At 68.5% G+C, this 22,896-nt stretch carries 21 protein-coding genes; 8 read left to right on the forward strand and 13 right to left on the reverse strand.

Going from position 1 to position 22,896, the window contains the following annotated elements; genetic code table 11:
* Window positions 1–3 precede the first annotated feature (3 nt).
* The 9 genes from AC1RRS_RS05130 to AC1RRS_RS05170 all read right to left on the reverse strand — a co-directional run bounded on the left by AC1RRS_RS05130 (window position 4) and on the right by AC1RRS_RS05170 (window position 9,598).
* Window positions 4–1,968 (reverse strand): glycosyltransferase family 61 protein, encoded by a 1,965-nt coding sequence (locus AC1RRS_RS05130; RefSeq protein ID WP_492854205.1) that lies wholly within the window; start codon window positions 1,966–1,968, stop codon window positions 4–6.
* A gap of 1 nt (window position 1,969) precedes the next feature.
* On the reverse strand, window positions 1,970–3,073 hold the full coding sequence (locus tag AC1RRS_RS05135) for a hypothetical protein (protein ID WP_492854206.1): 1,104 nt from the start codon (window positions 3,071–3,073) through the stop codon (window positions 1,970–1,972).
* Window positions 3,070–3,801 carry a hypothetical protein gene (locus AC1RRS_RS05140; protein WP_492854207.1) on the reverse strand — a complete coding sequence of 244 codons (732 nt, stop codon included), beginning with the start codon at window positions 3,799–3,801 and terminating at the stop codon, window positions 3,070–3,072. Before AC1RRS_RS05140 ends, AC1RRS_RS05135 begins: the two co-directional genes overlap by 4 nt.
* Before the next feature lie 12 nt (window positions 3,802–3,813).
* A complete protein-coding gene (locus AC1RRS_RS05145) occupies window positions 3,814–4,842 on the reverse strand; it encodes a GDP-mannose 4,6-dehydratase (RefSeq protein WP_492854208.1) in 1,029 nt (342 codons plus the stop codon).
* The gene (locus AC1RRS_RS05150) at window positions 4,839–5,777 is read right to left on the reverse strand and encodes an NAD-dependent epimerase/dehydratase family protein (RefSeq protein WP_492854209.1); all 939 of its coding nucleotides are present in this window, start codon (window positions 5,775–5,777) and stop codon (window positions 4,839–4,841) included. Before AC1RRS_RS05150 ends, AC1RRS_RS05145 begins: the two co-directional genes overlap by 4 nt.
* Window positions 5,778–5,782: 5 nt before the next feature.
* Complete coding sequence (gene rfbH, locus AC1RRS_RS05155; RefSeq protein ID WP_492854210.1) at window positions 5,783–7,114, reverse strand: lipopolysaccharide biosynthesis protein RfbH; 1,332 nt, start codon at window positions 7,112–7,114, stop codon at window positions 5,783–5,785.
* An 11-nt stretch (window positions 7,115–7,125) separates the two neighbouring features.
* The gene (gene rfbG / locus AC1RRS_RS05160) at window positions 7,126–8,223 is read right to left on the reverse strand and encodes a CDP-glucose 4,6-dehydratase (protein WP_492854211.1); all 1,098 of its coding nucleotides are present in this window, start codon (window positions 8,221–8,223) and stop codon (window positions 7,126–7,128) included.
* Window positions 8,208–8,978: a glucose-1-phosphate cytidylyltransferase gene (rfbF, locus tag AC1RRS_RS05165; RefSeq protein WP_492854212.1), complete on the reverse strand. Its 771-nt coding sequence runs from the start codon at window positions 8,976–8,978 to the stop codon at window positions 8,208–8,210. Before rfbF ends, rfbG begins: the two co-directional genes overlap by 16 nt.
* 164 nt (window positions 8,979–9,142) lie before the next feature.
* Window positions 9,143–9,598: a hypothetical protein gene (locus AC1RRS_RS05170; protein ID WP_492854213.1), complete on the reverse strand. Its 456-nt coding sequence runs from the start codon at window positions 9,596–9,598 to the stop codon at window positions 9,143–9,145.
* Between AC1RRS_RS05170 and AC1RRS_RS05175 the strand changes: the two genes are divergently transcribed.
* From AC1RRS_RS05175 to AC1RRS_RS05195, 5 genes are all read left to right on the forward strand, one after another.
* Window positions 9,590–11,215 carry a glycosyltransferase family protein gene (locus AC1RRS_RS05175; protein ID WP_492854214.1) on the forward strand — a complete coding sequence of 542 codons (1,626 nt, stop codon included), beginning with the start codon at window positions 9,590–9,592 and terminating at the stop codon, window positions 11,213–11,215. The two genes, AC1RRS_RS05170 and AC1RRS_RS05175, sit on opposite strands and share 9 nt — an antisense overlap.
* 52 nt (window positions 11,216–11,267) lie before the next feature.
* The gene (gene gmd / locus AC1RRS_RS05180; RefSeq protein WP_492854215.1) at window positions 11,268–12,341 is read left to right on the forward strand and encodes a GDP-mannose 4,6-dehydratase; all 1,074 of its coding nucleotides are present in this window, start codon (window positions 11,268–11,270) and stop codon (window positions 12,339–12,341) included.
* Between the two features lie 23 nt (window positions 12,342–12,364).
* Window positions 12,365–13,315 (forward strand): GDP-L-fucose synthase family protein, encoded by a 951-nt coding sequence (locus AC1RRS_RS05185; RefSeq protein ID WP_492854216.1) that lies wholly within the window; start codon window positions 12,365–12,367, stop codon window positions 13,313–13,315.
* A gap of 18 nt (window positions 13,316–13,333) precedes the next feature.
* On the forward strand, window positions 13,334–14,602 hold the full coding sequence (locus AC1RRS_RS05190) for a glycosyltransferase (protein WP_492854217.1): 1,269 nt from the start codon (window positions 13,334–13,336) through the stop codon (window positions 14,600–14,602).
* A 79-nt stretch (window positions 14,603–14,681) separates the two neighbouring features.
* Entirely contained in the window at window positions 14,682–15,884 is a 1,203-nt protein-coding gene (locus AC1RRS_RS05195) for a threonine ammonia-lyase (RefSeq protein ID WP_492854218.1), read from the forward strand.
* An 80-nt stretch (window positions 15,885–15,964) separates the two neighbouring features.
* On the opposite strand, the gene galU is transcribed toward AC1RRS_RS05195, so the two are convergent.
* Window positions 15,965–16,834: a UTP--glucose-1-phosphate uridylyltransferase GalU gene (gene galU, locus AC1RRS_RS05200; RefSeq protein WP_492854219.1), complete on the reverse strand. Its 870-nt coding sequence runs from the start codon at window positions 16,832–16,834 to the stop codon at window positions 15,965–15,967.
* 169 nt (window positions 16,835–17,003) lie between these two features.
* Here galU and AC1RRS_RS05205 point away from each other — a divergent pair, with 169 nt between their 5' ends.
* Both AC1RRS_RS05205 and AC1RRS_RS05210 read left to right on the forward strand, forming a co-directional pair.
* Window positions 17,004–17,525 carry an FKBP-type peptidyl-prolyl cis-trans isomerase gene (locus AC1RRS_RS05205; protein ID WP_492854220.1) on the forward strand — a complete coding sequence of 174 codons (522 nt, stop codon included), beginning with the start codon at window positions 17,004–17,006 and terminating at the stop codon, window positions 17,523–17,525.
* A 37-nt stretch (window positions 17,526–17,562) separates the two neighbouring features.
* A complete protein-coding gene (locus AC1RRS_RS05210) occupies window positions 17,563–18,684 on the forward strand; it encodes a glycosyltransferase family 4 protein (RefSeq protein WP_492854221.1) in 1,122 nt (373 codons plus the stop codon).
* Here AC1RRS_RS05210 and AC1RRS_RS05215 read toward each other — a convergent pair.
* Both AC1RRS_RS05215 and purU read right to left on the reverse strand, forming a co-directional pair.
* The gene (locus AC1RRS_RS05215) at window positions 18,673–19,671 is read right to left on the reverse strand and encodes a glycosyltransferase family 9 protein (RefSeq protein WP_492854222.1); all 999 of its coding nucleotides are present in this window, start codon (window positions 19,669–19,671) and stop codon (window positions 18,673–18,675) included. The genes AC1RRS_RS05210 and AC1RRS_RS05215 overlap by 12 nt on opposite strands.
* A gap of 13 nt (window positions 19,672–19,684) precedes the next feature.
* The gene (gene purU, locus AC1RRS_RS05220; RefSeq protein WP_492854223.1) at window positions 19,685–20,527 is read right to left on the reverse strand and encodes a formyltetrahydrofolate deformylase; all 843 of its coding nucleotides are present in this window, start codon (window positions 20,525–20,527) and stop codon (window positions 19,685–19,687) included.
* Between the two features lie 156 nt (window positions 20,528–20,683).
* Here purU and argE point away from each other — a divergent pair, with 156 nt between their 5' ends.
* The gene (gene argE / locus AC1RRS_RS05225) at window positions 20,684–21,862 is read left to right on the forward strand and encodes an acetylornithine deacetylase (protein WP_492854224.1); all 1,179 of its coding nucleotides are present in this window, start codon (window positions 20,684–20,686) and stop codon (window positions 21,860–21,862) included.
* Here argE and AC1RRS_RS05230 read toward each other — a convergent pair.
* Window positions 21,825–22,862: a glycosyltransferase family 2 protein gene (locus tag AC1RRS_RS05230; protein ID WP_492854225.1), complete on the reverse strand. Its 1,038-nt coding sequence runs from the start codon at window positions 22,860–22,862 to the stop codon at window positions 21,825–21,827. The two genes, argE and AC1RRS_RS05230, sit on opposite strands and share 38 nt — an antisense overlap.
* Window positions 22,863–22,896: the final 34 nt, after the last annotated feature.

Below are 22,896 nucleotides of genomic sequence, written 5' to 3' on the forward strand. Positions count from 1 at the left end.
GGATCAGCCGCCGATGCCGTCGATGATCTCCTGCACGGCGGCGCTGACGCGTCGTGGATCGACGATGAAGTTGGCGTGGCCGGCGCGGCGGCTGCGGTCGCTGTCGGCCATGAAGCTTTCGCCGAAGACGTACGAGACGTCGAAGCCGCGGATCTGGGCCATGCTGGCCACGATGTACATGACGTAGTCCTGGTCGGCCAGGCAGACGACATGGCTGTCGGGGCTCATGAAGCAGCAGTTGTAGAGGCCCGCGCCTTCGGCCCCCAGCACGATCTTGGACTCGCGGAAGAGGCGGATCTCATCCTCGATCGAAAGCTTGTCGGGCGAGACCAGCTCGAAATCGTGCTCGTCGATCAGCACCTGGGCGATGACGTCGAAGTTCAGCATGTTGCGCCAGGTCGTACGGGCCTCGCGCGAGATGATGATGCGGCGGAACGGCGTGATCGGCTCGGGGCAGACCTTCGCGATCATCTCCGCATAGACTTCGGCGTACAGCGGCGTGAACACCGCCGGGAACAGCTTGGGGACCAGCAGTTCCTCGGCGACGTAGTCGTAGTCCGGATGCATCAGCACGATGCGCGAGCTGTCGACGCCGCAGATGTTGAGCATCTCGATCTGGTATTTCTTCAGATCGTGGGGCGCGAGCACGCAGTAGTCCGTGACGCCCAGGTGCTTCATCAACTGGATGCGCGGGAAGCACTGCAACAGGAAGTGCGAGTGGAAGGTGTGGACGATGGGGTGGAAGGTCAGGAGCAGGGCCTTGCCCTGGACCTCCCGCGTCGGCCGGCGCGGACGCGGCGGCGAGACGCCCGGCGCGCTCCGGTCTAAGTAGGGCGAGGCCTCGAAGCCCCCCGGCTCCTGGTATTCCTTGACGATCTCGTCCTCGCCGGTGGCGATGACGTAGGTCGAGTGGAAGCTGTCGCGGCTGCGGATGACGCGCCCGCCCTTGGCGCTCAGGATCACGTGGCGGACATCGATCATGTCCGAGATCTTCGACGCCTGCTCTTCGGGCAGAGCAGCGCTGGAGCTGATCACCGTCGGCGGACGCAGGTCCACCCGGTCGTGGGCCCGCACCAGGATTTCCTTCACGTCGTCGCGCCCGGCCTCGCCGGTGATCTCGGCGAGCGCGCGGATGCGATGCTGCACCTGGCGGTCGTCGTGCCAGTCGCTGAGCTCGAGCCCGCCGGCGTAGCCGGTCGCGACCACGACGCCGCGGAACTCTGCGGCCGGACCGTCGCCGTGCCAGTAGAAACGCGTCATGCGACGGGCGTCGGGATTGATCTCGCCGAGCCGCTCGTGAAGGCGGGCGACGGCGCCAGCCTGGCCCGCGAAGAGATAGAAGGTCTCGGCCGTCGTCGCCGGCGACAGGGCCAGGAGGTCGCGGGCCATCGCCTCGTCGGCTTCGGTGCGGGCGCCGACGTCGAGGAAGGCGACGCAGCCCACGGGCTGCCCGCTGTGGCTCAGGCGCCCGGGCACCTCGACCGCCGGGGCGGTGATGAATTCCGAGGTGTTCAGCGCCAGCGCCTGGCGATCGTCGGCCATGGCGCCGGTGTCGCCGTCCAGGCGATAGGCCGGTACGTTCTTGGTGTTCAGCAGGCCGATTTCGCCGATCTCGACGTCGCCGCCCGCGCCCAGGACGTAGGCTTCGGGGAACGGACGATGGCGGCCCTGATAGGTCAGCTGAAGGACGGTCGCGTGCACGACGGCGGCCAGGAACGTGTCCGCGTCGCGGCGGCCGTTCAGGGCGCTGGCGAACAGTACGTTGAAGTAGCCGTCCAGGCTGTCGTTGACGACGTAGCCGCTGAGCAGGCCGGTCGGCACGCCGGCCAGGAACTGGTCGAGCGACTTGTCGGCCGGCTTGGCCAGTTTGTAGGCCAGTTCGAACGACGACAGCTTCTGCTGGAACAGGGCGTCGGCCTCGGGGGCGTCCAGGCCGCGGAAGCCCGAAATGATCTCAGAAATATCCACGTCACTCCCCCTGTGCAGGGTTTCTGCGCGTCGCGGCCGCGCGTGTTTCGAGGAAGGGCGCGGTGATCTCGACCACCCCGCCCGCCTGCAGGTTGAGGATGCCCATTTCGAAACGGACCTTGCCGGCGTAGTCGTGATGCAGCGTGCGGCGGATGGGCAGCCAGGCATCTGACGGCGGCAGATTGAAGTTGTAGGCGTCCAGCACGACCTCGCCCTGGGGCGTGAGCGCCACGAGCCGCACGGCGACGTTGGCCGTGGCGTGCAGGCTGCGGAACTGCGCGCCGTACTGGAAGCCGCCGATGGCGCGGTAGCGGTCCACGACCTGATGGAAGGCCGCGACGAAGGGGCGCTCGATCTTGGTCGAGACCCGCAGCACCTCACCGGGCTTGGCCTCGATCGCGGCGTTGGCGGGATCGGTATGGGTCTTCCAGGCGCTCTTGCGGTCGAAGCCCTTGTCGAAGGCGGTCTCCTTCAGCAGGCTTTCGGGCTTGTCGTCCACCGACAGCTTCAGGTTCTTGATCTGGCGTTCGGGATCGCCCTTCCAGGCCACCGCCAGGGCGGACGGCTCCAGATGCCGGTCGGACGGCGGCTGCTTGTGTTCGACCAGGATCTTGAAGGTCACCAGCCGCGGTCCGGCTGTCTCCACGACGCACAGCCGCCAGATGTCCAAGGGCGCGTCGAGAGACACCAGGGCGGCGGTCATGCCGGCGGCGAAGCCGTGGCCGGGGGACGTGGCCAGGCGCAGGCGGCCGTCTTCGGTCTGGCGCATGTCATTGGCCAGGGTGACGGCGAAAGTCGTCTTGGCGTCCCAGCGGAACGGATGGCGCAGGTCATGCTTGCGAGCGTACAGGGAGAGCAGCGTGGCCGCGGCCTTAGGTCTCAGCTGTCCGATCCGTTCGCCGAACCAGGCGCGGCCGTTGTCGCCCACGCCGTCGATGATGGCGCGCGCCATGTCGCCGTCGAGCGTTTCGGAATAGTGAGCAGTCAGCAGCGGCAAGTCCTTCGCCGCCTCGCCGACGACGCGACGCAGATCCGCCAGGGTCGTGGGGCGACGCAGGCTTCTGGAGAATATCGTGGCCGGCTTGGACGGGTTTCGAGCTGTCATGCGGGTTTCTGGCCTTCGCGCGGCGCGGCGCGTCTACTGTGAGCGCGCTTGAGTTTGTTGACGGGCGTATTGATGAGCGCGGCGGCCGCGCCGAGGAGCGCGCTCTTGAGGGCGGCCTTGCGCAGGGCGTCGGCCTCGAGCGGAGAGACGACGACGGCCAGCGAGGGGCGGACGAGAAACCGGGCCTGCTCGGAACCGTGTCTGGAGGCCTCGATCGCCAGCTTCAGGTCGCCGTGTTCCGGCCGCCAGCTTTCGACGCGCGCCAGAATCCAGACGTGGATCGGCAGGCGGCGGTCGATCAGCAGGACATGATCGCCCCGTTCCACCGCGTTCGCGGCCAGCCGGACGTTCACGCGGTGGAGATCGCCGATCGGATGGATGTCGTTGGCCAGGAACACGGCCTTGGAGGCCGCCGCCGAAACCGTCCTGGCGGGGTGCCCGGGGTTGGCCTCGACGACCGCGTGCAGCAGAACCTCAAGACCCGCCCGCGTCGGCGCGCCGCTCTCCATGATCGCCGCGGCAAGGGCTTGGGCGGCCTGGCCGTCCATCGAACTCGCCTTCAGGGACTCGACGAGCTCCCGGTCGGGCCGAGGCTCGTTGAGCGCGGCCGCGAGCGCTTCCAGCGGCGGTCGGCGATCGCCGTAGAGGCGACGCAGATCGCTCAGCCGGATCGAGCGGAGGCTGCTTACCGCCGTGTTCGCGCGCCGCTTCAGGTCCATGGCGATCATGGCGGGACCGCCTCAGCCGAGGGCGAAGGTGCGGGTCCACTCCACCATGCGCCCGATGCCGTCACGCGCGCTGACGGCCGGCTTCCATCCCAGGAGGGCCTGCGCCTTGGCGATGTTGGCGACGAACACGCGCTGGTCGCTCGGACGGGACGGCGTCTGCTCGTAGCGCAGCGGCACGCCGACATATTCCTCCAGCAGCGCGAACAGTTCGAGCAGCGAAAGGCTGTTGTCCATGCCGCCGCCGATGTTGAAGGCCTGACCCTGCGCCTTGTCGATGTTGGCGATCGCCGCGAAGTACAGGGTCTTCATGTCCTCGGCGTGGAGCACGTCGCGGACCTGCTTGCCGTTGCCGGCGATGGTGAACGGCGGGACGTTCGACGATCCGGCCTGCTCGACGGCCTTCTGGCAGAACCAGCCGACCCAGCCCTGGTCGGTCGTGGCGAACTGGCGGCCGCCGTACATCGACGAGTGGCGGAAGACGACCGTGCGGATCCCGAAGATCCGGTGGTAGTCGAGCATGTACTGGTCGGCGGCCCCCTTCGAGGCGCCGTAGGGCGAGTGGAACTCGAGGGGCGCGGTCTCGTCGAAGCCCAGCGGCAGCTCGGTCGGGTGATAGCGGGTGGCCCGCTCCTCGTAGGGCGTCCATTCGAGATCGCCGTAGACCTTGTTGGTCGAGGAGTAGATCACGATCGCTTCGGGCGCGTGCTGGCGGACGGCTTCAAGCAGGTTGAAGGTGCCGACGGTGTTGATCTCGAAGTCCTTGCGGGGACGATCGATCGACGTCGTCATGGCCACTTGGCCGGCCAGGTGGAAGACGGCGTCGGGGCGCACGCGCGAGACGACGTTCACGAGGTCCTCGGCGCTGCGGGTGTCGCCGTGCACGAACTCGAAGGGGCCAAATTGCTTGAGCCACTGCAGGTTCTCGGTCGAACCCGTGCGCGAGAGGTTGTCGAACACCCAGACCTGATGGCCGTCCTGAATGGCCTTGGACGCGAGGTTGCTTCCCAGGAAGCCGCACCCGCCGTTGACCAGAATCTTCATAGACGTGCACTCCGAGAGGGTTCGTACTGTGCGGTGAGCGCCATGCCGTCCGCCAGGGACGTTTTGGCGCTCCAGCCGAGAGTCTTGCGCGCGAGGTCCGCCACGCCCACGACGGACATCGGTTCGCCCGGACGATAGGGCTTGGCGCCCCAGTTCAGCACGCCCTGGCCGCCCATGGCGTTGGCCGCGGCATCGCCCAGCGCCCGCAGCGTCACGGGCCGGCCCGAGGCGAGGTTGACGACGAGGCCGTCCTCGCCTGCGCCGTCGGCCATGGCCACGCAGGCCTCGGCGACGTCGCCGACATAGGTGTAGTCGCGGATCTGTTCGCCGGCGGTCAGGTCGAGCGCCACGCCGTCGCGCGCCGCCGCCATCACCTGCGGCACGAACTTATGGCTGCCCTCGAGCGGACCATACATGCCGAAGACCCGCGCGGCGACGAATCGTTGGCCCAGGGCCTTGGCGCGCTCGCGCGCTACGATCATGCCGGCGGCCTTGCTCGAACCGTAGGCGCCGACCGGATTGAGCGGCGTCTTCTCGTCGATCGGGCCGTCGGCCAGACCGTATTCGTTGCTGGTGCCGATATGAACGAACTGTCCCAGCCCGGCGGCGGCCGAAGCCTCCACCAGCCGGGCGGTGAAGCCGACGTTGAAGGCCAGGGCCTCGGCGGTGTCGTTTTGGCGATAGTCCACGCCGTAGGCGGCGCAGTGGACGACGGCCTGGACGTCCAGATCGCCGATCACCTTCCGGAGGGCGTCGCGGTCGCTGCCGAAATCGAGGTCGATCGGCGAGGCGCTCGGGCAGAGCGCCTGCAGACGGTCCAGCACGCTGGTTGAGCGTGCTGCGGCGTGAACTCGCCACCCGGCGGCGGCCAGGGCGCCGCAGACGTGCGCGCCTAGGAAGCCGGAGGTCCCGGTGACGAGAACGCCGCGGCCCATCGGCCTTAGGCCTTCTGCCGGATGAGGCTGCCGATCTGGTCGATCATGTAGTCGAGGTGGCCGGTGGTCAGGCCCGGATAGACGCCGATCCAGAAGGTGTCGTCGACGATGATGTTGGCGTTGGTCAGGTCGCCGACCACGCGGTACTCGCGGTCCTTCATGTAGGGCTGGCGGATCAGGTTGCCGCCGAACAGCAGGCGGGTGGCCACCTTGACGCTGTTGAGGTGCTTGACCAGCTCGTCACGGGTGAACGGCGCGCCCTTGCGCACGGTCAGCAGGAAGCCGAACCACGACGGGTCGCTGTTGGGGGTGGCTTCCGGCAGGATGAGGAATTCCTCGAACTGCTTCAGGCCGGCCTTCAGGTAGTCGAAGTTGTCGCGGCGCGCCTTGATGAAGTCTTCGAGGTGATCCATCTGGGCCAGACCGACCGCCGCCTGCATGTCGGTGATCTTCAGGTTATAGCCCAGGTGCGAGTAGGTGTACTTGTGGTCGTAGCCGTAGGGCAGGTCGCCCAGCTGCCAGTCGAAGCGGCGCTTGCAGGTGTTGTCCATGCCCGGTTCGCACCAGCAGTCGCGGCCCCAGTCGCGGACGGCTTCCATCGCCCGGCGCACGGCCGGATCCGAGGTGAACACCGCGCCGCCTTCACCCATGGTGATGTGGTGGGCGGGGTAGAAGCTGACGGTGCCGACGTCGCCGAAGGTGCCGACAAGCTTGCCGTTGTAGGTGGCGCCCAGGGCGTCGCAGCAGTCCTCGACGACCCACAGGTTGTGCTTTTCGGCCACCTTCATGACCGCGTCGAGGTCGAAGGGATTGCCCAGGGTGTGGGCCAGCATGATGGCCTTGGTCTTGGGCGAGATCGCTTCCTCGAGCTTGCTCATGTCCATGTTGTAGGTCGGGATGTCGATGTCGAGGAACACCGGCACCAGGCCGTTCTGCAGGCTGGGATTGACCGTGGTCGGGAAGCCGGTGGCGCAGGTGATGACCTCGTCGCCCGGCTTCAGCGCCCGCTCGCCGTGCATGTGCGAGGTCAGGCCCGTCAGGGCCACCAGGTTGGCCGACGAGCCCGAGTTCACCGTCTGCACGCCGCGGCGGATACCCAGGAACTTGCTGAGCTTGGCCTCGAAGGCGGTGTTGAAGCGGCCGGTGGTCAGCCAGAAGTCCAGCGAGGAATCGACCAGCGACACCATGTCGGTGTGGTCATAGACCTTGCCGGCCACGGCCACGGCCGACTCGCCGGCCACGAAGGGCTTGGGCGCATGCGCGACGCGCGCGTACTCGGCGGTCAGCTCGAGGATCTGCTTGCGGAGCTCTTCGGCGGATTTGGGGGCGTCGGCCATCAAGTAAGTTCCTAGCGCGCCGCGATGGCGGCGAAATATTCCGAAATCTGGCGTTGCGACACCGCGACGAGGTCGTCTCCGCGGGCTTCGGCCTTATACCACTCGACGGTCTTGGCGATCGTCTGGTCGAAGTCCCAGGTCGGCGCCCAATTCAGCAGGCGGCGGGCCTTGGACGAGTCGAGCTTCAGGTACCCAGCCTCGTGCGGATGCTCGCCGGCGTCGACCGCCCAGCGGGCGCCGTCGCCCCAGGCCAGGCAGGTGGCTTCCACCACGTCCTTGACCGTCCGCTCGGAGCTGGCGTCGGGACCGAAGTTCCAGCCGTTGGCGAAGGTCTCGCCCTTGTCGCCGGCCAGTTCCTCGGCCAGGCGCAGATAGCCCGACAGCGGTTCGAGGACGTGCTGCCAGGGACGCACGGCCACCGGGTTGCGGATCGGTGTCGGGGCGCCGTCGAGGCAGTTGCGGATCAGGTCCGGCAGCAGGCGGTCGGCCGACCAGTCGCCGCCGCCGATCACGTTGCCAGCCCGGCCCGAGCCGACGTTGTTGCGCGACTTGGGCCCGAAGTACGAGCGGCGGAAGGCGCTGGCGACCAGCTCCGAGCAGCCCTTGCTGTTGCTGTAGGGGTCGTAGCCCCCCATCGCCTCGTCTTCGCGATAGCCCCAGAACCACTCGCGGTTCTCGTAGCACTTGTCGCTGGTGACCACGACGGTGGCCTGGACCGTCTCCTGGCGACGGGTCGCGTCGAGCAGGTGGACGGTGCCCATGACGTTGGTGGCGTAGGTGCCGACCGGGTCGGCGTAGGACAGGCGCACCAGCGGCTGGGCGGCCAGGTGCAGCACCACGTCAGCCTCGCTGCGCTTGAGCGCGGCCTCGAGGGCGGCCTGGTCGCGGATGTCGCCGATGGTCGACGACTGCAGGGCGCCGGCGTTCTCGACCGCCGCGAACAGCTGGGAGCCTTCCAGCGGCGGCAGGGCGAAGCCATGCACCAGGGCGCCGCGGCGCTGCAGCATCAGGCTGAGCCAGGAACCCTTGAAGCCGGTGTGGCCCGTCAGGAAGACGCGTTTACCCTGCCAGAACGACGCGTTCTCGTAGGTTTCTACCACGATTTCCACGGCGCCTTTCCGGACGCCCACAGGTCTTCGAGGGTGCGGCGGTCGCGCAGGGTGTCCATGCACTGCCAGAAGCCGTCGTGGAAGAAGGTCTCCAGCTGGCGCTCCGCGGCCAAGCCGCGCATCGGGCCCTGTTCCCAGACAGTGTCGTCGCCGTCGACGTAGTCGATGACCTTGGGCGACAGCACGAAGAAGCCGCCATTGATCCAGGCGCCGTCGCCGACCGGCTTTTCCTCGAAGGACTCGACCGTCGTGCCGTCGAGCGTCAGGGCGCCGAAGCGGCCGGGCGGGCGCACGCCCGTCAGGGTGGCCAGCTTGCCGTGCTTGCGGTGGAAGTCGACCAGGGCGGTGACGTCGATGTCGGCCACGCCGTCGCCGTAGGTGAGGCAGAAGGCCTCTTCGTCGGCGACGTGTTCGCGGACGCGCTTCAGGCGGCCGCCGGTCATCGACTCTGCGCCGGTTTCGATCAGGGTCACCCGCCACGGCTCGGCCGCGTTGCGGTGCACTTCCATGCTGTTCTTGGCGACGTCGAAGGTCACGTCCGAGGTATGCAGAAAGTAGTTCGCGAAGAACTCTTTGATTACATAACCCTTGTAGCCGAGGCAGACGATAAAGTCGTTGATGCCGTGTTGGCTATAGATCTTCATGATGTGCCAAAGAATAGGGCGCTCACCCACGCTCACCATTGGCTTTGGCTTGGTGTCGGTCTCCTCGCCGAGGCGAGACCCCAAGCCACCTGCCAGAATGATAGCCTTCATAAGCGCACGCCCCTATCGGACCGGTTGGCAAATCAGGCCGGGTCCTACCAGACCGTCGATAGCGCAATCAAGCGTCGTTTCCGAGGTTTCACGCCACTTTCACGTTCTCGACCAATCTTTGCGACTTTGGCGTCGATAGGTGTTTGCGCGAATGCGCCGCTATGTTAGCGGACGAAAGCCTCCGTCGCGACCGGAGAGGCGGCGGACGGAAGTTCGGTGGAGATCTCGGGATGGCTGTTCAAGGGTATTCGGATGTTCGAGGCGTGGCCCATTGGCCCGTTTCTATGGCCGAAGAGCTTGATCGCATTGGTCAATTCAAGAAGAAGGTCGCGATCATCAGGTTGTGGCCTGATCAAGCTGCCGCTGAACACGAAAGCATAGAGAGATTTCGCGCAGCCTGTAGCCTTATCGGCGTCGATGTCGTCGAAGTTGACCGCTTGGGCTTTATACTGAATGGTCCGCGCAGGAAGATTGCACAAGATGACGTCGATTTCGTCATCTCTCTTCATTATGAAACAGCGAAGACCTACGATTGCTTCTCGTGGGGCGCGCTGTGGAATCCTGTCGATTTCTACGTCGAGTGGGGGCTGAGTCCCTATCTCGACAATCAGTTGAGCCACGACGGCTACTTCGTGTGCGGATCGCCGGCTGTCGAGCGGATGATGCGGGGCGAGCTGGGCGACAGCTACGAGGGCACGCCCTTCGTGCAGGTCAATCACACGCTGTCGGGGCCGATCGTGCCGGCGCGGCTGCGCGACGATCGCCGGTTCGCCTACTGCGGCATCAACTGGGAACGGCTTTCCAAGTCGAAGGGACGGTTCGACGCGCTCCTCACCCGGCTCGACGAGCGCGGCGTGCTCGACATCTTCGGCCCCGAGGAAGTCCGCGGCGTGCGGGTCTGGGAAGGCTTCAAGGGCTACAAGTATTCCGTGCCCTTCGACGGCAAGACCCTGATCGAGGAGCTGAGCCGCAGCGGCGCGGTGCTGGCCTTCTCGTCCCAGGCGCACATCCGCTCGGGCATCATGTCCAACCGCCTGTTCGAAGGCGCCGCCGCCGGCGCCCTGGTGTTCGCCGACCAGAACCCGTTCGTGTCGCGCTACTTCAAGGACGAGGTGGTCGAGGTTCCGCTCGCCGCCGACGGCCAGCTGGACGCGGGCTTCCTGGCGTCCGCGCTGGCCGACTTCAACGCCAATCCCGAGGCGGCCTTCGCCAAGGCCTCGGCGCTGCAGAACAAGTTCGTCGAGTTCTACGCGCTGCATCGGCAGCTGCTCGGCGCCTTCGCCGCCTACAAGACGGCTCGCGACGCCAAGGCCGAGAAGATCGCCGCGCTCAGCGTCGAGACGACGCCGACGCTCGACGCCGTCGTGCTGGCGCTCGACGAAAACGCGCCGCTGCCGCAGGACCTGCTGACGGATCTGGTCGCGCTGAAGGGCGTGCGCACCAAGGTCACCCTGGTCACGCGCGCCTCGCCGGCCGGCCCCCGCGCCTTCGATTTCCTGCCTGAAGGCGCGATCGAACTGGTGTCGGCGCCGATGGCTATCGGCGACAGCCCCAACGCCATCGGCTTCGTGCTCGCCGAGGTCCTCGAAGGCCTCGAGGGCGACTATGTGAGCGTCTTCCTGGGCCACGAGCGGGTGTTCGCCGACTATGGCCTGCGGCTCACGCAAGCCCTGGCCGAAGGCGACGCGGACGCGGTCCGCACGGGCGTGGTCATTCGCCACTACGACCCGGCCCAGCGCCTGTTCGAGGGCTCCGAATACGCCGACTATGCCCGCCCCGTGGGCAAGCGGCCGGTTCCGCTGCTCACCCTGGCCAACTTCATGTTCCGGCGTAAGGCCCTGATCAAGGCCAGCGGCGCGTTCCAGTTCATGGCCTGGTCGGGCATGCAGGCCTACCTGCAAGAAAAGTTCGCCAAGCCGGCCGTCGTTGACGCCCCGCTGTGCTCGGCGGATCTCAAGCTTTACGAGCGTCTGCGTTCGATCGGCCAGCAGCCCTACGAGGCCGGCAAGGCCGTGGCCGTGCTGGGCCGCTACACCACGCCGACCGTCAAGGCCCTGGCCGAGGCGGCGCCGGCCGGCATGCCGATCACCGCGGCGGCGATCGCCGCGCTCCCGGAGCAGGAGCGTCGCGACATCATCGTCAGCCTGCTCAAGACGTTGCCGCTCCCGCCTTGGATCATCAGGGGCGGCGGCAAGATCATCCGTTTGGTCATGGGCATCCGTCGACCCAAGCGTTAAGCCCGGCCCTGAAAGCCGACCTATTCGACCCAATCTCTAATCAGGCATATACATGGCTCGTTCAGCGATCATTTCCGGCGTGACCGGCCAAGACGGTACGTTCCTGGCCGAACTTCTGCTGCAAAAGGGGTACACGGTTCACGGCTTCCGTCGTCGCAGCTCGTGGTACAACGAGTTCCGCATCGAGAAGCTGCGCAACAATCCCGAGTACAACGACCGCTTCATCCTGCACTACGGCGACCTGACCGACTCCTCGTCGATCATGCGTCTGGTGGCTGACGTGCAGCCCGACGAGATCTATAATCTGGCCGCCCAGAGCCACGTGTCGGTCAGCTTCGAGACCCCGGAATACACCGCCAACGCCGACGGCGTCGGCGCCCTGCGCTTCCTCGAAGCCATCCGCACCATGAAGCTGGAGAACAAGACCCGCTTCTACCAGGCCTCGACCTCGGAGCTGTACGGTCTGGTGCAGCAGGTGCCGCAGACGGAAAAGACCCCGTTCTATCCGCGCAGCCCCTACGCCGTGGCCAAGCTCTACGCCTACTGGCTGACGGTGAACTACCGCGAGGGCTTCAACATCTTCGGGTCGAACGGGATCCTGTTCAACCACGAGAGCCCGGTGCGCGGCGAGACCTTCGTCACCCGCAAGATCACCCGCTCGGTGGCCCTGATCGCCGAAGGCGTCGACACCGTCCTGACCCTGGGCAACCTCGACGCTCGCCGTGACTGGGGCCACGCCCGCGACTTCGTCGAGGGCATGTGGCGCATCCTGCAGCACAACGAGGCCGACGACTTCGTCCTGGCTACCGGCGAAACCCACTCGGTCCGTCACTTCGTCACCCTGGCCTTCCAGGCGGCGGGCATCGACGTGGTCTGGGAAGGCGAGGGCGTCGACGAGATCGGCCGCTGCGCCAAGACCGGCAAGCTGCTGACCCAGGTCTCGACCAAGCTGTTCCGTCCGGCCGAGGTCGAACTGCTGATCGGCGACGCGACCAAGGCCAAGGAAAAGCTCGGCTGGACGGCCACCACCAGCCTGCAGGAACTGGTCACCGAGATGGTCGAGGCCGATCGCGCCCGCTATCGTGACGGCTCGCTGCACTGGAACCACCAAGGCATCGTCGGCTAACGACCAGCGGATACGTGTAAGTCATGAGCGATCAGCAGATTGATTTGAGCGCTGAGCGCGTACTGGTGACGGGCGCGGGCGGAGTGCTGGGAACGGCGCTCCTGTCCGCCCTGGACGGCCGGGTCGGCGCGCTGCGCGCCCCGACCCGCGCTGACTGCGACCTGCTGGACGAAGCGGCGGTCGAGGCGGTCTGGCGCGACTTCGCCCCGACCGTGGTGTTTCACCTGGCCGGCCGGGTCACCGGCGTGCAGGGCAACATCAGCTTCGGCGGCCAGGCCTTCTACGAGAACGCCAAGATCAACCTCAACGTCGTCGAGGTCTCGCGTCGGGTCGGCGCGCGCAAGGTCGTGGCCGCCGGCACGACGGCGATCTACTCCGATCTCGCGCCGATCCCGATGCGCGAGGACGATCTGTGGCTGGGCGCGCCGCACGGTTCGGAAGGACCCTACGGCCACGCCAAGCGCGCGATGCTGGCCCAGCTCGAGGCCTACAAGGGCCAGTACGGGCTGGATTTCGGCTATCTGATCTGCACCAACCTCTATGGCCCGGGCGACCGGTTCGACGAGGTCTACGGCCACGTGGTGCCCTCGCTGGTGTCGCGCTTCCATCGCGCCAAGCGCGAGAACCTGCCCAGCATCACCATCTGGGGCGACGGCACGCCGACCCGCGACTTCCTGTTCGCGGGCGACGCCGCCGAGGCCTTCATCCGCGTCGCCGAGCGCGGCTCGGGCGCCTTCAACACGGCCACGGGCAAGTCCGTGCCGATCCGCACCCTGGTCGAGACCTTGGCCGAGGTGTCCGGGTACGAAGGCGAGATCGTCTGGGACGTGACCAAGCCCAAGGGCCAGCTGGTCCGCGGCTACGACGTCTCGCGCATCACCGCGCTGGACTGGGAAGCGCGGGTCAGCCTGGCCGAGGGCCTGAAGCGCACCTACGACTGGTACGGAGCCAATCTTGGCTCGGTCCGGGTCTGACGCCGGCGTCGCCGGCTCGTGACCGCCTCGCTCGCGGCCTTGTTGCGTAAGGCCTGGCGGGACCTGCCCCTGCCCGAGCGATGGCGCGCCGCCGCCGGCCGCGCCGCCATCGCCGCCGCCGGGGCAGGTCTGTTCGGCCCGCGCGCCGCGCGTCTGGCGCCCACCCCGCTGGCGGACGTCGCGCCGGGACGCCTGGTGGTCAGCGGGTTTATGAACCGCACCCTGGGCGTCGGCGTCGCCGGCCGGGCCACGGTCCGGGGCCTGGCCGAGCTGGGCCTGCCCGTCCTGACCCACGACATCGAGCCGATCCTGGCCTCGCGCATCGACGCCGTCGCCCCCCCGCCCGGGCCGCCCGGCGGGGTCTGGATCGCCCACTGCAACGCGCCCGAACTCCTGCGCCTGCTGGCGGCCTTTCCACCGGAGGCCCTGGCCGGACGCTACCGGATCGGGGTGTGGGCCTGGGAACTGCCGCGCCTGCCGCGCCGCTGGGCCAGGGCCGCGCGCGGCCTCAACGAGATCTGGGCGCCCAGCCGCTTCGTCGCCCAGGCGGTGATCGACGCCGTCGGCCGCGGCCCGGACGCGCCGGCGGTCAGGGTGGTTCCGCATATCCTGCCGTCGATGGCGGCGGTGAAGCCCGATCGCGCCCGCTTCGGAATCCCGGAGCAGGCGCTCGTCGTGCTGGTGATGTTCGATATGCGCTCGTCGCGGGCCCGCAAGAACCCCGACGCGGCGGTGGCGGCCTTCCTGACGGCGTTTCCGGAGGCGCGGGCCGACCGGGTGCTGGTGTGCAAGGTTCTGGGCGGCGAGAGCTCACCCCGTGACCTGGCCGCCCTGCGCGAGCGCTTCGCCGGTCGCGCCGACCTGATCCTGCTTGAGGAGCATCTCGACGGCGACGGCGTCCTGGCGCTGATCGCCAGCGCCGACATCGTGCTCTCCACCCACCGCGCCGAGGGCTACGGCCTGGTCATGGCCGAGGCGATGGCGCTGGGGCGTTGCGTGGTGGCCACCGGCTGGTCGGGCAATATCGACTTCATGACGACGGACAACAGCGTCCTGCTGCCCTACGCCCTGACGCCCGTCGTCGATCCGCAGGGTATCTATGCATCGGGGCAGGTCTGGGCCGAGGTCGATCCGGCGGCGACGGCCGAGGCGCTGCGCCTGCTGGCCGGGGACCCGGCCCGTCGCGCCGCGCTCGGCGCGCGGGCCCAGGCCGACATCGCCCGCCACGACGCCGGCTTCGCCGAGGCCGTCGCGAAGGCCCCGTGGCGGGAGAAACTCGCGCGCTGACCCGCCTCGGGGGGACGAGGTCGGTTGCTCCACCCAGGCCGCATCGCTAGGGTCCCGCCGCTTACGAGGTGACTTGTCTATGGTTCTTTCGATTGACGCCATCCGCGCCGCCGCCGACCGTCTGGCCGGCCACATCGAGCGCACGCCCTGTCGCTATTCTCGGACCCTGTCCAAGATTACCGGGGCCGAGGTGTGGGTGAAGTTCGAGAACCTGCAGTTCACCGCCGCCTACAAGGAGCGCGGCGCGCTCAACAAGCTGCTGCTGCTGTCGGACGCCGAGAAGCAGAAGGGCGTCATCGCCGCCAGCGCCGGCAACCACGCCCAGGGCCTGGCCTATCACGGCGCCCGCCTCGGCGTGCCGGTGACTATCGTCATGCCCAAGACCACCCCGTTCGTGAAGGTGCAGCACACCCGCGACTTCGGCGCCAACGTGGTCATCGAAGGCGAAACCTATGACGACGCCAACGCCCATGCGCGCAAGCTGCGCGACGAGCAGGGCCTGACCTTCGTCCACCCGTTCGACGACTACGACATCATGGCCGGCCAGGGCACCATCGCCCTGGAGATGCTCGAAGACGTGCCCGACCTGGAGATCCTGCCGGTGCCGATCGGCGGCGGCGGCCTGATCAGCGGCGTCGCCACGGCGGCCAAGGCGATCAATCCCGACATCCGCATCATCGGCTGCGAGCCGGCGATGTATCCCTCGTTCACCGCCAAGATGCGCGGCGTCCAGGCCCACTGCGGCGGCCAGACGATTGCTGAGGGCGTCGCGGTCAAGCAGGTCGGCGAACTGACCTACAGCGTCGCCCGTCCCCTGATCGAGGACGTGCTGCTGCTGGAGGAGCCCTATCTCGAGCAGGCGGTCTCGCTCTACTGCAATGTCGAGAAGACCATCGCCGAAGGGGCCGGCGCGGCCTCGCTGGCGGCGCTGCTGGCCTATCCGGAACGCTTCCGCGGCAAGAAGTGCGGCCTGATCCTGTGCGGCGGCAACATCGACACCCGCCTGCTGGCCTCGGTGCTGACCCGCGAACTGGTGCGCGCCCAGCGCCTGGTGTCCCTGCGCATCGTCGGCGACGACCGTCCGGGCCTGCTGTCGACCGTGGCCAGCGTGATCGGGACCATGGGCGCCAACATCATCGAGGTGAACCACAACCGCCTGGCCCTCGACGTGCCGGCCAAGGGCGCGGAGTTCGACATCACCATCGAGACCCGCGACGCCCAGCACACCCAGGAAGTCATGAACGCCCTGCGCGAACACGGCTACCCGCCCCGCACGGTGTGAGGCGACAGCGCCCGCCGCATAACAAAAAGGCCCCGCTCCAGCAGGAGCGGGGCCTTTTCAGTTTCTGGCGTGAGCGATGCCTAGAGCAGCGCCGAGATCGCCGCGCGGGCCGCTTCGCCGAGGTCCGGACGCTTCAGGGCCAGGGCGACATTGGCCTTCAGCAGGCCGATCTTGTCGCCGCAGTCGTGGGTGTCGCCTTCGTAGACATAGGCGTGGAAGGCCTGGTCCTGCATCAGCTTGGCCATCGAGTCCGTCAGCTGGATCTCGTTGCCGGCGCCCTTTTCCTGGCTGGCCAGCAGGTCGAAGATCTCCGGCTGCAGGATGTAGCGGCCGGCGATGGCCCAGTTCGACGGGGCCGTGCCCTTGGCCGGCTTCTCGACCATGCCGCTCATCGTGGCCAGGCGGCCCTCGACCTTGCTGGGGGCGACGACGCCGTACTTGTGGGTCTCGCTCTCGGGCACTTCCTCGACGCCGATGATGTTGCCGCCGCCGACCTGGTCATAGACCTCGATCAGCTGGCTGAGCGCCGACTTCGGCGAGTCGACGATGACGTCGGGCAGCAGCACGGCGAACGGCTCGTCGCCGATGATGTCGCGGGCGCACCACACCGCGTGGCCCAGGCCCAGCGGGGCCATCTGGCGCACGAAGCTCATCTCGCCCGGCTTGGGCAGCTCGTCGCGCAGCTGCTTGAGGATGTCGAGCTTGCCCTTGGCCTCGAGCTGCATCTCGAGTTCGATCTGGTGATCGAAATAGTCCTCGATGGCGCCCTTGCCGCGGCCGGTGATGAACACGAAGTGCTCGATGCCGGCGGCGCGGCCTTCCTCGACGATGTAGGACAGGATCGGCCGGTCCACGACGTTGAGCAGTTCCTTCGGCGTCGACTTGGTGCCGGGCAGGACCCGGGTGCCAAGACCCGCGACGGGAAGAACGGCCTTGCGGACAGGTTTCATGAACGCCTCGTTTTACGTCTTGATGGATGCGTCTTAAGGGCTCGGAGCCGCACGCGCCACCACCGTTGCGTGACAACGGTGTCTGGAAAGCGTTCCAAGCATGGAATGATTGATGTTCGCGCCAAGCCTGCTAGCTCAGGGCGCGGTTTCGCCCTCGGAAAGACTTCACATGCGCGCACGGTTCCTCGTCATCGCCGTCCTGGCCGGCCTGTCCCTGACCGGGTGTGGGCCCTCGAAGGAAGACCTCGCCGCCAAGCAGGCCGCGATTTCGGCCAACAAGACCGCCGGCGTGGGCTTCCTGGCCGAAAACGCCAAGCAGCCGGGCGTGGTCACCCTGCCCAGCGGCCTGCAGTACAAGGTGGTGCGCTCGGGTCCGGCCGACGGCCTGCACCCGCGCCCGATCGACGAGGTCAAGGTCCACTACGAAGGCAAGCGCCTGGACGGCATGGTGTTCGACAGCTCCTATGAGCGCGGCGTGCCGGCCTCGTTCCAGCTGCGCGGCCTGATCCCGGGCTGGGTCGAGGCCATGCAGCTGATGCGCCCGGGCGACGAGTGGATGCTCTACGTGCCCGCCGACCTGGCCTATGGCGACATGCAGGCCGGGCCGGACATTCCGCCGGGCAGCACCCTGGTCTTCAAGATCGAACTGATCGACGTCCTGCGCAGCAAGCTGCAGGCGCCGAAGGGCTGAGGCCCGTAGTAGGTTTTGGTCCGCCAGGGGGGCGCGCGTGAAAATCGTATTCGTGGAGCCTGGGGCGAGCCTTCGCCCGGTGGGCGGAACGCGTGTCGTCTATGAGCACGCCAATCGGCTGGCCGAGCGCGGGCACGACGTGACCGTCGTCCTGCCGGCGGCGCAGAAGCCGGCCGCGCGCCTGGGCAAGAAGATTCGCCTGTGGCTGCGCTGGCGCCGGTGGAAGCGCGACGGCCGCTGGCGGCCGACCTGGGCCAGCATCTCGCCCAAGGTTCGCGTGCTGTGGACCCTTGATCTTTCGCCGAAGTGGACGCCGCCCGGCGACGTCGTGGTGGCGACGGTGTGGAGCGCCGTCGAGGCCGTCGATCGCCTGCCCGCCAGCCATGGCGCCAAGGTCTTCTTCGCCCAGCACTGGGACTTCGGCTTCGAGCGCGACGCCGAGGGCGTCGAACGCGCCTGGTCCGCGCCGATGCCCAAGATCGTCATCGCCCGGTCGATCCGGGCCAAGGCGGCCGAGCGCGGCGTCGAGGCGGCGCTGGTGCCCAACGGCCTGGCCTTCGAAACCTTCGGTCTCGACACGCCGCTGGCCGGGCGCGATCCCTGGCGGGTGGCGATGATCCACCAGCGGGCCAGCTACAAGGGTTTTGCCGACGCCCTGGAGGCGCTCGCCTTGGCCCACGCCGCCGAGCCGCGCCTGACCGTCGAGATGTACGGCCCCGGCGCGCCCGAGGGCCTGCCGCCGTACGTGACCTATCACGCCTCGCCCACCGACGCGGACCTGCGGGCGCTCTACAACCGCTCGGCCGTGTTCCTGTCGGCCAGCCACAACGAAGGCTGGGGCCTGCCGCCGTGCGAGGCGGCCCTGTGCGGCGCGGCCCTGGCGATCACCGACGTGCTGGGCCACCGCGAGTTCGCCGTCGACGGCGAGACGGCGCTGATGAGCGCGCCGCGCGATCCCCGCGCCCTGGCCGACAACCTGCTGCGCCTGGTCGCCGACACCGAGCTGCGCGCGCGGCTGAACGGCGCGGTGCGCGAGGTGCTGGCACAGTTCACCTGGGAGCGGGCCTGCGACCAGATGGAGGCGACCCTGACGCGGATCGCCGCCGGCCAACCAGCGTCAGGCCAGCCAGCGTCAGGCCAGCCGGCCTCAGGCCAGTAGGACGCGGGCGCGGGCGGCGACCGTCTCGGCCTCCAGCGTCGCCAGATCCTCGGTCGCCTGGGCGTGCAGGAAGCGCGAATAGTCCAGCACGGGTCCTGGACCAAACAGCCCCAGGGTCGGCGCGCCGACCGAGGCCGACAGGTTCATCGGCCCGGAATCGTTGCCGACGAACAGGTCGGCCCGGGACATCAGGGCCGAGCCGACGTCGAACTTCAGGTCGCAGACATTGACCTCGGCGACGCCGGCCGGCGAGCCGTTAGCCAGCTGGGCGTCGACGCGGGCCTTGTCCTCGAAGCCGCCCAGCCAGAAGCGGGTTCCGCCGAGGTCGGAAAGCGCCGCGCTCAGGGCCGCGAAGCGGGCCAGCGGCCACATCCGCCGGGCTTCGCTGGCGCCGACGCCATAGACGATCCACGGACGCGGCAGGGCGCCGAAGCGCGCTTCGACGGCGGCCAGGGCCGCCGGGGTCGGGACCAGTGCCGGCTCGCGGCTGGCGACCTCCAGGCCGTGGGCCGTCTCGAAGGCGGCCAGCTTGTCGATCCGGTGGGCCGGACGCATGGCCTTGGGCAGGTAGGGACCGTGGGTCAGCCAGCGCTGCTGGCCGTGCCCCAGGCCGAAGCCTCGCCGCTCGGGCACCCCGGCCAGGGCCGCGCCGATGGCGGGGCGGTCGATCTTTTCCAGGATCCACACCGCGCGCGGCCGGCGGGTCCGGCACAGGCGGCGGAAGTCGGCGATCTCCTGGAGGTTCTTCCAGGTCCCCGAGCGGTAGTCGAGATAGTCGATGGCGGTGACGCAGGTCTCCGCGCCCAAGAGGTCGCGGGCCCGGCTCGACGGCCGCGCGGCCAGCAGCACGGTCTGTTCCGGCGTCGTGGCGGCGATGGCGCGCAGGGTCGGCAGGTGCCAGGTCAGGTCGCCGACGCCGCGGTCGGGCATGTAGACCAGGACCTGGCCGCGGCCGGCCTCGGGCGGAACGGCGGGGTCGAGGTTCATGCGCGGCCCGCCGTCAGTCGGTGAAGACCACGGTCTTGCGACCGTTCAGCAGCACCCGGTCTTCCAGGCGCCAGCGCAGGGCGCGGGCCAGGACGCGGCGCTCGATGTCGCGGCCCTTGCGGACCAGGTCCTCGGGCGTGTCGCGGTGGCTGATGCGCTCGACGTCCTGCTCGATGATCGGACCCTCGTCGAGGTCGCCGGTCACGTAGTGGGCGGACGCCCCGATCACCTTCACGCCGCGCGCGTGGGCCTGGTGGTAGGGCTTGGCGCCCTTGAAGCCGGGCAGGAACGAGTGGTGGATGTTGATGCAGCGGCCGGCCAGCTTCGCGGCCAGGCCGTCGGACAGCACCTGCATGTAGCGGGCGAGCACGACGATGTCGGTGCGCGTCTCCTGGATCAGCTTCCAGAGCGCGGCTTCCTGCTCGAACTTGGTCTCCTTGGTCACCGGCAGGTGATGGAAGGGCAGGCCCGACAGGTCGACGTGGGTGTAGGTCTCGGCCGCGTGGTTGGCGACGATGGCGGTGACGTCCATCGGCAGCTCGCCGATCCGCCAGCGATAGACGAGGTCGGCCAGGCAGTGGTCGAACTTGCTGGCCAGGATCATGACGCGATAGCGCTCGGCCGGGTCGCGCAGGGTCCAGCGCATCGAGAAGCCCTTGGCCAGGACCTCGAACTCGGCGCGCAGGGCGTCGCGGTCGCTGCCGTCCGGATCGAAGACGACGCGCATGAAGAAGTCGCCCGTCTCCTGGTCGTCGAACTGCTGGGCGTCGAGGATGTTGCAGCCGCGCTCGAACAGGAAGGTCGAGACCTTGGCGACGATGCCGGGCTGGTCGGGGCAGGAGAGGGACAGGATCATGGTCCGCTTCCTCTAAAGCCTAGCCTGGGCGAAGGAAAGCCGCTGACAGGGACGTTTCTTGCGTGGCGCGCGAGGTTTTTCCGCAAGGCCGCATGATCCTGCCTGATCGCCGACTTGGGATTGGCGGAGCGGGGCGGCGCGGCCTAGGCTCTGGCCATGGTTTCCTCCGCTGAAGCGCTTTCCGTCCGCGCCGTCGACATCCTGGCCAAGCTGGTCGCCTTCGACACCACCTCGCGCGGCTCCAACCTGGCCCTGATCGAATGGGTCGAGGCCTATCTTTCCGACCTCGGCGTGGCCTCGCGGCGGGTGCCCAACGCCGACGGGACCAAGAGCAACCTGATGGCCAGCATCGGCCCGGCCGTCGAGGGCGGGGTCGTGCTGTCGGGCCACACCGACGTGGTGCCGGTCGACGGCCAGCCCTGGTCCAGCGACCCCTGGGTGCTGACCGAGCGCGACGGCCGCCTCTACGGCCGCGGGACCTGCGACATGAAGGGGTTCCTGGCCCTTGCCCTGGCGGCCGCGCCCGACCTCGCCGCCGCCGAACTGGAACGGCCCGTGCACCTGGCCTTCTCCTATGACGAGGAGATCGGCTGCCTGGGCGCGCCCGACATGATCGAAGTCATCGCCCGCGACGTGCCCCGGCCGGCCCTGGTGGTGGTGGGCGAGCCCACCGACATGGTCGCCGTCCAGGCCCACAAGGGCATCGCCAGCTATTGGGTGACGGTGACCGGCCGCGAGGCCCATTCCAGCCTCACCCACCTGGGCGTCTCGGCCAACATGGTCGCCGTGAAGCTGATGAGCCACCTCGTGGCGCTGTCCGAACGGCTGGAGCGCGAGGCCGATCCGGCCTCGCCGTTCCTGCCCAAGGGCGCGACCCTGACCATCGGCCAGGTCAACGGCGGCACGGCGGTGAACATCCTGGCGCGGCAGTGCGTGTTCGTCTTCGACCTGCGCACGCCGCCGGGCCTGGATCCCGACGCCATCCTGGCCGACTTCTTCGCCCTGGCCGCGCGGCTCGACGCCGAGGTCAAGGCCAAGGCGCCCGAAGGCGGGGTCAAGGTCGAGGTGCGCTCGCTGACGCCGTCGTTCGCACCGGAAAAGGACGGGGTCGCCGAGACCTTCGCCCGCCGCATGGCCGGCGACAACGGTCCGGCCCGCGTCGCGCCCTACGCCGCCGAGGCGGGGCAGTTCCAGGGCGCGGGCTTCTCCACCGTCATCTGCGGTCCCGGCTCGATCGACCAGGCCCACCAGCCCGACGAATATGTCGAGATCGCCCAGATGGAGCGCGGCGCCCAGTTCATGCGCCGGATGATCGACGAGCTTTCGCGGGCTTGATCACCACCCGCATGCCGAAGAGGTCGAGCGGGTTCCAGGTCATGGCGGACGCGATGGCCAGCCACGAGGCCTTGCGGCCGCCCTGGATCGCGCGGCGGGCGCGCCAGGCCGGGCCCAGGCCCTTCAGGGCGGCGGCCAAGCCCCGCAGCGGCGCCTTGGCCTCTCCGCGCGTGGCGTGACGGGCCATCAGCATCAGGGTGGTCAGGGCGTGCAGCGGCGCGGTCAGCCACAGCAGCGGCCAGGGCGTGTTCTTGACGAACAGCCAGACCCGGTTGCGGGTGCCGTGGAACAGGGCGAAGTCGGAACGCACCGAGGTCGAGGCCGAGCCGACATGGGCCACGACCGCTTCGGGCGTCAGCACCGTGGGCTCCCCGACCAACCGCAGGCGATAGCCCAGGTCGACGTCCTCGCAGTAGCAGAAGAAGCTCTCGTCGAAGCCGCCCAGCCGCAGGAAGAGGTCGCGGTCTATCAGGTGGGCCGCGCCGCAGGCCGAGAACACCTCGCCGGTCGGGAGCTCGGCCGGACGGGGTGAGCCGTAACCGCCCCGGAACGGAAAGCCCGAGACCGACATCACGTCGCCGGCCCCGTCCAGCAGGCTGGGCGCGTCGGCGGCGATCTGCAGGCTGGCGAACGAGCGCACGCTCGGCCAGGCCTTGGTCGCGGCGATCCAGCGCTCCAGCCAGTCGGGCTGCGCATAGGCGTCGGGATTGAGCAGGGCCAGCCAGTGGCCGCGGGCGGCGCGTGCGGCCAGGTTGTTGCCGGCGGCGAAGCCGAGATTGGCGTGCGGCTCGATCAGGTGGATCGCCGGATCCGCGGCGGCGGCCGCCTGCGGCGCGCCGTCCGTCGAGGCGTTGTCGACCAGCAGGATCTCGAAGTCGGTGAAGGTCTGGGCGCGCAGCGCCTCCAGGCACCGGGCCAGGGTCGGTCCGCTCTGGTAGGCCACCACCACCACGCTGACCAGCGGGTCGGCGTCCTTGCGATTTTCGGCGACTGTGGCCATGCGTGGAGCGTAACTCGGGTTTGAGGTTCGACGA

The organism is Caulobacter sp. GW821-FHT12A07 (assembly GCF_058807655.1).

Excerpts from the sequence above, each read along its gene's own strand:
- galU (WP_492854219.1), bottom strand. The coding sequence starts at position 16,834 with ATGAAACCTGTCCGCAAGGCCGTTCTTCCCGTCGCGGGTCTTGGCACC.
- AC1RRS_RS05145 (WP_492854208.1), bottom strand. The coding sequence starts at position 4,842 with ATGAAGATTCTGGTCAACGGCGGGTGCGGCTTCCTGGGAAGCAACCTC.
- AC1RRS_RS05185 (WP_492854216.1), top strand. The coding sequence starts at position 12,365 with ATGAGCGATCAGCAGATTGATTTGAGCGCTGAGCGCGTACTGGTGACG.
- gmd (WP_492854215.1), top strand. The coding sequence starts at position 11,268 with ATGGCTCGTTCAGCGATCATTTCCGGCGTGACCGGCCAAGACGGTACG.
- rfbH (WP_492854210.1), bottom strand. The coding sequence starts at position 7,114 with ATGGCCGACGCCCCCAAATCCGCCGAAGAGCTCCGCAAGCAGATCCTC.
- AC1RRS_RS05135 (WP_492854206.1), bottom strand. The coding sequence starts at position 3,073 with ATGACAGCTCGAAACCCGTCCAAGCCGGCCACGATATTCTCCAGAAGC.
- AC1RRS_RS05230 (WP_492854225.1), bottom strand. The coding sequence starts at position 22,862 with ATGGCCACAGTCGCCGAAAATCGCAAGGACGCCGACCCGCTGGTCAGC.
- AC1RRS_RS05195 (WP_492854218.1), top strand. The coding sequence starts at position 14,682 with ATGGTTCTTTCGATTGACGCCATCCGCGCCGCCGCCGACCGTCTGGCC.
- AC1RRS_RS05140 (WP_492854207.1), bottom strand. The coding sequence starts at position 3,801 with ATGATCGCCATGGACCTGAAGCGGCGCGCGAACACGGCGGTAAGCAGC.
- purU (WP_492854223.1), bottom strand. The coding sequence starts at position 20,527 with ATGATCCTGTCCCTCTCCTGCCCCGACCAGCCCGGCATCGTCGCCAAG.
- rfbF (WP_492854212.1), bottom strand. The coding sequence starts at position 8,978 with ATGAAGGCTATCATTCTGGCAGGTGGCTTGGGGTCTCGCCTCGGCGAG.
- argE (WP_492854224.1), top strand. The coding sequence starts at position 20,684 with ATGGTTTCCTCCGCTGAAGCGCTTTCCGTCCGCGCCGTCGACATCCTG.
- AC1RRS_RS05205 (WP_492854220.1), top strand. The coding sequence starts at position 17,004 with ATGCGCGCACGGTTCCTCGTCATCGCCGTCCTGGCCGGCCTGTCCCTG.
- AC1RRS_RS05150 (WP_492854209.1), bottom strand. The coding sequence starts at position 5,777 with ATGGGCCGCGGCGTTCTCGTCACCGGGACCTCCGGCTTCCTAGGCGCG.
- AC1RRS_RS05215 (WP_492854222.1), bottom strand. The coding sequence starts at position 19,671 with ATGAACCTCGACCCCGCCGTTCCGCCCGAGGCCGGCCGCGGCCAGGTC.